Annotated in this window: 6 protein-coding genes, 1 rRNA gene and 2 riboswitches; all 7 genes read right to left on the minus strand. The window is 36.4% G+C overall.

The window, feature by feature from the left end:
* Window positions 1–44: 44 nt before the first annotated feature.
* Complete coding sequence (gene purK, locus EDD72_RS09585) at window positions 45–1,190, minus strand: 5-(carboxyamino)imidazole ribonucleotide synthase (RefSeq protein WP_069798900.1); 1,146 nt, start codon at window positions 1,188–1,190, stop codon at window positions 45–47.
* The gene (purE, locus tag EDD72_RS09590; protein WP_243643819.1) at window positions 1,178–1,681 is read right to left on the minus strand and encodes a 5-(carboxyamino)imidazole ribonucleotide mutase; all 504 of its coding nucleotides are present in this window, start codon (window positions 1,679–1,681) and stop codon (window positions 1,178–1,180) included. The genes purK and purE overlap by 13 nt, the downstream gene beginning before the upstream one ends.
* A gap of 214 nt (window positions 1,682–1,895) precedes the next feature.
* Window positions 1,896–1,997, minus strand: a riboswitch (purine riboswitch).
* Window positions 1,998–2,104: 107 nt separating this feature from the next.
* Window positions 2,105–2,977: an NAD(P)-dependent oxidoreductase gene (locus EDD72_RS09595; RefSeq protein ID WP_132769746.1), complete on the minus strand. Its 873-nt coding sequence runs from the start codon at window positions 2,975–2,977 to the stop codon at window positions 2,105–2,107.
* A 293-nt stretch (window positions 2,978–3,270) separates the two neighbouring features.
* Complete coding sequence (locus tag EDD72_RS09600) at window positions 3,271–4,443, minus strand: amidohydrolase (RefSeq protein WP_132769748.1); 1,173 nt, start codon at window positions 4,441–4,443, stop codon at window positions 3,271–3,273.
* A 74-nt stretch (window positions 4,444–4,517) separates the two neighbouring features.
* The gene (locus EDD72_RS09605) at window positions 4,518–5,822 is read right to left on the minus strand and encodes a nucleobase:cation symporter-2 family protein (RefSeq protein ID WP_132769750.1); all 1,305 of its coding nucleotides are present in this window, start codon (window positions 5,820–5,822) and stop codon (window positions 4,518–4,520) included.
* Between the two features lie 41 nt (window positions 5,823–5,863).
* Complete coding sequence (locus EDD72_RS09610) at window positions 5,864–6,457, minus strand: xanthine phosphoribosyltransferase (RefSeq protein WP_207893688.1); 594 nt, start codon at window positions 6,455–6,457, stop codon at window positions 5,864–5,866.
* Window positions 6,458–6,594: 137 nt separating this feature from the next.
* Window positions 6,595–6,692: riboswitch (purine riboswitch) on the minus strand.
* Between the two features lie 398 nt (window positions 6,693–7,090).
* Window positions 7,091–7,197 (minus strand): 5S ribosomal RNA (gene rrf, locus EDD72_RS09615); the annotation flags it as partial.

The following is a 7,197-nucleotide window of genomic DNA, read 5'->3' on the forward strand; positions in this document are numbered from 1 at the left end:
CTCCAAAAATATCTTTTATTTTAAATTAAGCCATTTTTTCTTTGTTAGTCTGTAAGAGAGAGATATATTTTTTCTGCTATTGCTAAAGCTTCATCAAGTGTATCAGCCAAAGTAGTATAATGCCCCATTTTTCTTTTAAGCCGTGCTTCTTTTTTTCCATATAAATGCAATTTGGTAGAAGGTTCTTTTAATATGTTCTCTATCTTAAAATGATCATGCCATAAATCTCCCAACAGATTTGTCATAACGCAAGGTGTTATTAGTCTGGTATCTCCTAAAGGTAATCCGCAAATAGCACGGATTGTTTGTTCAAATTGACTCGTTATAGTAGCCTCTAATGTATGATGTCCAGAATTATGGGGACGTGGTGCCAATTCATTTATATATAGATGACCATTCTTGTCATAAAAAAATTCAACACATAATAATCCTCTATAATCCATTTGTTCCATAACCTGTTCTGTTAATTTAATGGCTTCTGAAGTTACCTCTTTTTCAAGTCTTGCAGGAGCTATTGTACGATGCAATATGTGATGCCGATGTTGGTTTTCTACAACAGGAAAAGGAATAAAACCATTCTTATTTCTAGCAGCAATTACGGATAATTCAGCCTTGATAGGAAGCCAAACCTCTGCAATAAGATCATTCCCTGAAGAAAGCCATTTTTTAATTTGTTCTATTTCTATTTCTTTCAATACATTGCCCGTAATCAGTAACTGCCCCTTACCATCATATCCACCTGTAATTGTTTTAACAACAATATCCTCATTGTGTTTTTGTTTGAATTCAATTACATCATCAATTGAAGTTATTAATTGAAATGGTGCTACTGGAAATTCCTTATTTTTCAACCACAGTTTTTCTTTTTTACGATTTTGGGCAGTTCCGATAATATTAGAATTGGGGTATAATGGAATACTTTTTTCAACTTCTTGTAGTGTGTCAAGTGGTATATGTTCTGTTTCAACTGTAGCTATATCTACTAATTCAATAAATTGTAATAGCTTTTTTTTATCCGTGTATTTCCCAATAACAGCAGAAGTTGTTACTCGACAGGCAGGACAATCCTCTTCCTCACTCCAAATTGTTACTTTATAACCCAAAGATTGAGCAGCAATGGAAAGCATTTTCCCCAATTGACCCCCACCAATGATACCAATTGATGCTCCCGGTAGAACTAAGCTTCCCACGGTTCAACTATTGCCTCCTCCGCTTGTTTTTGTCTAAATTTATGCAGTTTTTCTGACAGGGATTTATCATAAACAGCTAACATTGAAACTGCTAGTAAACCAGCATTTTTAGCTCCAGCTTGACCAATTGCTAGTGTACCAACCGGAATACCGCCTGGCATTTGAACTATTGAAAGAAGTGAATCGAGTCCGTTTAAAGTTGAAGTTTTAACAGGCACTCCTAAAACTGGAACTATTGTCTTTGCTGCTACCATTCCAGGTAAATGAGCAGCTCCACCTGCTCCTGCAATAATTACCTTTAACCCCCTTTTTTCAGCCTCTTCTGCATATTTATAGAGGCGATCTGGAGTCCGATGGGCTGAAACTATCTTTTTCTCATAAGATACCCCAAATTCTTCCAAAATTTGAGCTGTGTTAATCATTGTGTCCCAATCAGAACGACTACCCATTATTATTCCAACCTGTGGATTTAAATCCATTTTTCGTGCCATCCTTTCATTCATATTAATTTTATTTACTATTATTAATTAATTTCCTAGTTACATGTTTACATTTACAACTTTTTTAACAGAAAAAAGCCCAAATGGGTAGATTTCCAAAATAAAAACGAGAGAAACCTACCCGCCTGGGCTTTTATCCCTTCGGTGTAACATGGTCATAAGACATGTTTGAACCACTCGGTCTTTACATTTCTAAATGCAGATCCCTAGGTTCACTTTCACTCGTAGTCTAGTAATTTACGGTTACTAGGTAGAGACTTTCGGGCCATATCCCCGATATTATACGAGTCCTATTCAACTTCTAACCATAGTGTATCAATCAATGTTCAAACTGTCAATAAAAACCGAACAATTTTAAACCAAAATTAAATAAAGTTCGATTTTCGGTGTAGATGATCATCTTTTATTTAGTTATTATTTTTTCAATTCATGTGCAATATAAGTTAAAACAGCCATTATATCTAAGTCACCCATCCATGACTGTATCGCTCCATTATATGTAGTAAATGTTTTCTCAATGAGAGGGAACTGGATATCCATTTCTTTTGCCTTTTCATTAGCCAATCGAAGGTCTTTTGTTGCATGTTTTAATGCAAAAGCGGCTGGGTATTGATCTTCAATAATACTCGCTGTTTTAATATTTGCAATTGGTGCCCCTACCGCACTTAACTTCACAATTTCTAACATGGTATCTCTCGGAATTCCCGCTCGCTCTGCAAATAGAACCGTCTCAGCCAGACCTTGAATGTAGATACCCAACATACTGTTTATTGCTAATTTCGCATTGCTTCCAGCTCCGTTTTCACCTAAATAAAAGGAAGCCTTACCAACAACATTAAAAATAGGTTTACAAGTTTGATATGTTTCTTTATCCCCACCGACAAGAACAACGAGTTCCCCAGCTTTTGCAGGTGCTACACTACCAGAGACAGGAGCATCTAGCATTTTCACTCCCTTTTCTGCACATAATGCAGCAATTTCTTTCGATGTATAAGGAGAAATTGTACTCATATCGATCGCAATTTTCCCAGGAGTAAGGCCTGCTAATACCCCTGACTCTTTTGTATATACTTCTCTTACTGCTTGGTCATCAGATACCATGGTGATCACAACATCAACACTTTCTGTAAGCTCTTTTGGCGTTTCTTTAAAAATTGCGCCTAATTCAATCAATTCCTTCGCTTTTTCCTTAGTACGATTATAAATATATAATTCATATCCTGCTTTCTTTAAATTAGTTACCATAGGAACACCCATGTTGCCAAGTCCAATCCAACCTAGTTTCATTTCAAGTCTCTCCTTTAGTTAATAATTACTACTTTAGAATAGCTTAGTTCTATAAGGATCATCAAACAGGATATAGCCCCATAAAAGCGTCTATAATGATGTACATCAGGATTATCCAATATTTGTAGAAGTTTTTTAATATATTTGACTACTTTCTTTTCTAGTTGCTTTCTTATTGATCTTTATTTCTTATACTTACGCGGATGGTGGTGTTACCATATTTATTTCTTTCCATTGATGTAATTAATATATCAGGAACAAGTAAAAAGGAACTCCGACCCGGAGCTCCTTTTTTAAACGTTCTTATCTTCCTGCTGATAAACAATTTTTCCATTAATCATGGTCACTTCAACCTTTGTCATATAATCAAAGGGATTGCCAGACCAAATGACAATATCCGCATCTTTTCCTACTTCTAAGGAACCAACACGATCTTCAATACCTATATGTGAGGCAGGATTAATCGTTAATGCTCTCCATGCGGATTCCTCACTTAAACCCTCTCTTACAGCAATCGCTGCAGCGATGGTGATATATTCAATCGGAATCACAGGATGATCAGTAATGATGGAAATAGGTACCCCTGCCTGATCTAATGCAACAAGTGTATGCCATCCTCGATCTCCTAATTCAATTTTTGATCGGTTACTCATGGTTGGTCCGACCGCTGCTTTATATCCCTTTTCCGCAATAATATCAGCAATTAAATGGCCTTCGGTACAATGTTCAAGCGTTAAATCTAAATTAAATTCCTCCGCTATTCGAATCGCCGTCATGATATCATCTGCACGATGAGCATGAGCTCTAACTGGGATCTCACGTTTTAATACTTTTACTAAAGTTTCCATTTTCAAATCAATATCAGGAGCTTTTGCTGGATCAACTTCTCCCAGTTCCATTTTCCGTAAATAATTTTGAGCTTTCACTAAGTTTTCTCTAAGTATAGCTGCCGTTCCCATTCGCGTGGAAGGCATTTGTTTTTTTTCACCATAAACACGTTTTGGATTTTCACCAAAAGCAATTTTTACTCCAGATAATTCTTTGACGATCATTTCTTCAACAACCCGGCCATAGGTTTTCACAATGGACATTTCTCCACCAATGACATTGGCACTACCAGGCATGATTTGTACCGTTGTAACCCCTCCGCGGAGAGCATCTTTAAAGCCTTGGTCATAAGGATTGATAGCATCAAGTGCGCGAACATGAGGAGTAACTGGATCGGTCATTTCGTTCGCATCAGCCCCAGCCCAGCCAATTGTCTCTTCAAAAACTCCTAAATGTGTATGTGCATCGATAATCCCAGGAGTTATCCATTTGTTAGCTGCATTAATGATCTTTGCCTCATTTGGAATAACTAAAGATTCACCAAGTGCCTTAATCTTTCCATTTTCAATTAGAATACTTCCTCGATCAATGATTCCCTTTGTAATGGTATTAATTCTTGCATTAATAATCGCAATCATCTTGTTTCCTCCTAGAACGAATATTTCGATTTACTAAATATATTCGTTGTCGAAGGGAAAATTCCTGCTTTCTATTAAGCAACATCGACTTCTGATCTAAAAGCAACTTTCGATTTTTTTGTTCCCATATTGAAGATAAGATTGAGAAAAACTGCGCTAAGACTTCCTGCAACAATCCCATTATCCGTTAAGATTCGTAAACCTTCTGGTAGTGAAGAAAATAAATTCGGTACAACGGTAACTCCTAAACCAATCCCAACTGAGCTAGCGATAATAAATAGATTCTCTTGGCGACTAAAATCTACCTCACTTAAAATTTTAATTCCAGATGCAATCACCATTCCAAACATTGGTAACATTGCACCTCCTAAAACAGGAGTTGGAATCAATGTTGTTAATGCTCCGATTTTAGGGATGAGACCTAAACCAATTAAAATCAGGCCTGTCACGACGATGACATTTCTTTTTCTTACACCTGTTATTTGTACTAGCCCTACATTTTGAGAATAAGTGGTGTATGGAAAAGCATTAAAAATACTGCCAAGAATCATCGCCAAGCCCTCCGATCGATAACCACGAGCCAAATCTTCTGAACCAATCTTTTGTTCTGTAATTTTCCCCAAGGCTAAAAAAACACCTGTCGATTCAATCATACTAACAATCGCTACGAGTATCATCGTAATGATAGCACTCGGCTTAAAAGTTGGCATCCCAAAATAAAAAGGTTGAACAAAATGAAACCAAGCAGAATTATACACAGGATGAAAATTGATCATTCCAAGGAAGAAGGCAATGATCGTTCCTCCAATAATTCCTAAGAGAATAGAAATCGCCCGAACAAATCCTGTAAAAAATCGGTTCATCATAATAATAAAAAGTAAAACCCCAAATGAAAGCAATAAATTGATCGGACTACCAAAGTCTTTACTTCCGACACCACCAGCCATATTATTAATGGCAACAGGGACTAACGTAACTCCAATAATCGTAACAACGGAGCCTTGAACAACTGGTGGAAACAACTTGATAAATGAACCAAAGTATTTGGCGATTAGAATAACAAATAAACCAGAAATAAGAATCGCTCCATAAACTGCTGAGATTCCATATTGTTGACCAATCGCGATCATTGGACCTACAGCAGTGAAGGTACAACCCAAAACAACAGGTAAGCCAATTCCGAAGTAGCGATTTTTCCAAACTTGTAATAAGGTTGCAATACCACTTGTTAATAAATCAATGGAGACAAGATAAGTTAATTGTTTTCCATCTAGCCCCAACGCACCACCAACAATCAGTGGCACAATTACTGCCCCGGCATACATAGCCAGAACATGTTGTAAACCTAAAGAAAAAATTTTCATCGGATTCTGTTTCATTGGTTCTCCCCATTTCTATTTGATTTTTTATTATTATTTTGTTATCTCTGAAGAACTTCTTCAGTAACAAATTGAATCTGTTGGTTTTTTAGCGATAGAATTCGAGCTAACGATTCAACGTGATATCCCGCATTTTCCAGCTTTTCACGACCAATTTGGAATGACTTTTCGATAACAATACCAACTCCAATCACTTCTGCCCCTGTCTGCTCAATAAGTCGAATCAACCCTAGTGATGCCTCGCCGTTTGCAAGAAAATCATCAATAATTAACACTTTGTCATTAGCATTCACGAACTTTTTCGAAACCGCGATCGTGTTGGTCTCTTGTTTCGTGTAAGAGAATACCTCAGCAGTCACTACATCTTGGTTTTGCAGCGTCAAGGAATTCTTTTTTCTTGCAAAAATAAGTGGTACTCCTAATGCCAAAGCTGTCATCAATGCTGGTGCAATCCCTGAAGATTCTAAGGTCAAAACTTTAGTTATCACTTGGTTTTTGAACCTATTTGCAAATTCATCTCCGATTTCCTTCATTAAAAATGGATCTACTTGATGGTTGAGAAAAGAATCGACTTTTAGGACATTTTCGGATAATACGCGACCGTCATTTAAAATTTTTTGCTTTAACTTTTCCAATGACTTTCCCCCCATTGTCGATAATCGATCGATAATAAACACAAAAAACTTGAACAACAGCAAAATGAGTGAGCTGTCATTCAAGTTTTACACTGAAGACAATAGACAAGTAAGCCTGAAAATATACTAATTTCAGATAAACTTATCCCCTCACTCATAGTCGACCATTTACGGTGGTCGGTAGAAACTTGAAGCCATATCCTTCAATTATATGAGTGTATAATATTTAACTTTTTATTTAAGACGAATTATACTTTATTTTTTCAGAAAAGAAAACTCCTATTTCGATAATAAATGCGAATAATTTTATATAATATATAAGTTAATGTTCGTAATTATTGTAATTCTAATAAAAAAATACAGGCAATTCAATATACCTGTATTGTGAAAAGTTAATCCTCATTAAATACCTTCAATAAGGCTATTTATCTTCTTTCATTATTTAGTATTAATAATATAGAGGCAATATTATGAAAAAGACAGAATCAAGCAGTATAGCAAAGAAACAGCTAGAGTAATTGAACTAATTTTTTGTTCCTGTTTCGAATGATCGTCTTCTGCGACTTGGTATTATCTACTTTTGAATATGAAAAAAGGACTACCGAAAGGTAGTCCTTTCATTATTTGAAATTTGCCTGGCAACGTCCTACTCTCCCAAGACCCTTCGGTCCAAGTACCATCGGCGCTGGAGGGCTTAACGGTCGTGTTCGGGATGGGTACGCGTGTGTCCCCTCCGCCAT

The organism is Tepidibacillus fermentans, from assembly GCF_004342885.1.
GTDB classification, from domain to species: Bacteria; Bacillota; Bacilli; order Tepidibacillales; family Tepidibacillaceae; genus Tepidibacillus; species Tepidibacillus fermentans.

Excerpts from the sequence above, each read along its gene's own strand:
- EDD72_RS09605 (WP_132769750.1), bottom strand. The coding sequence starts at position 5,822 with ATGAAACAGAATCCGATGAAAATTTTTTCTTTAGGTTTACAACATGTT.
- EDD72_RS09600 (WP_132769748.1), bottom strand. The coding sequence starts at position 4,443 with ATGATTGCGATTATTAATGCAAGAATTAATACCATTACAAAGGGAATC.
- purE (WP_243643819.1), bottom strand. The coding sequence starts at position 1,681 with ATGGCACGAAAAATGGATTTAAATCCACAGGTTGGAATAATAATGGGT.
- EDD72_RS09595 (WP_132769746.1), bottom strand. The coding sequence starts at position 2,977 with ATGAAACTAGGTTGGATTGGACTTGGCAACATGGGTGTTCCTATGGTA.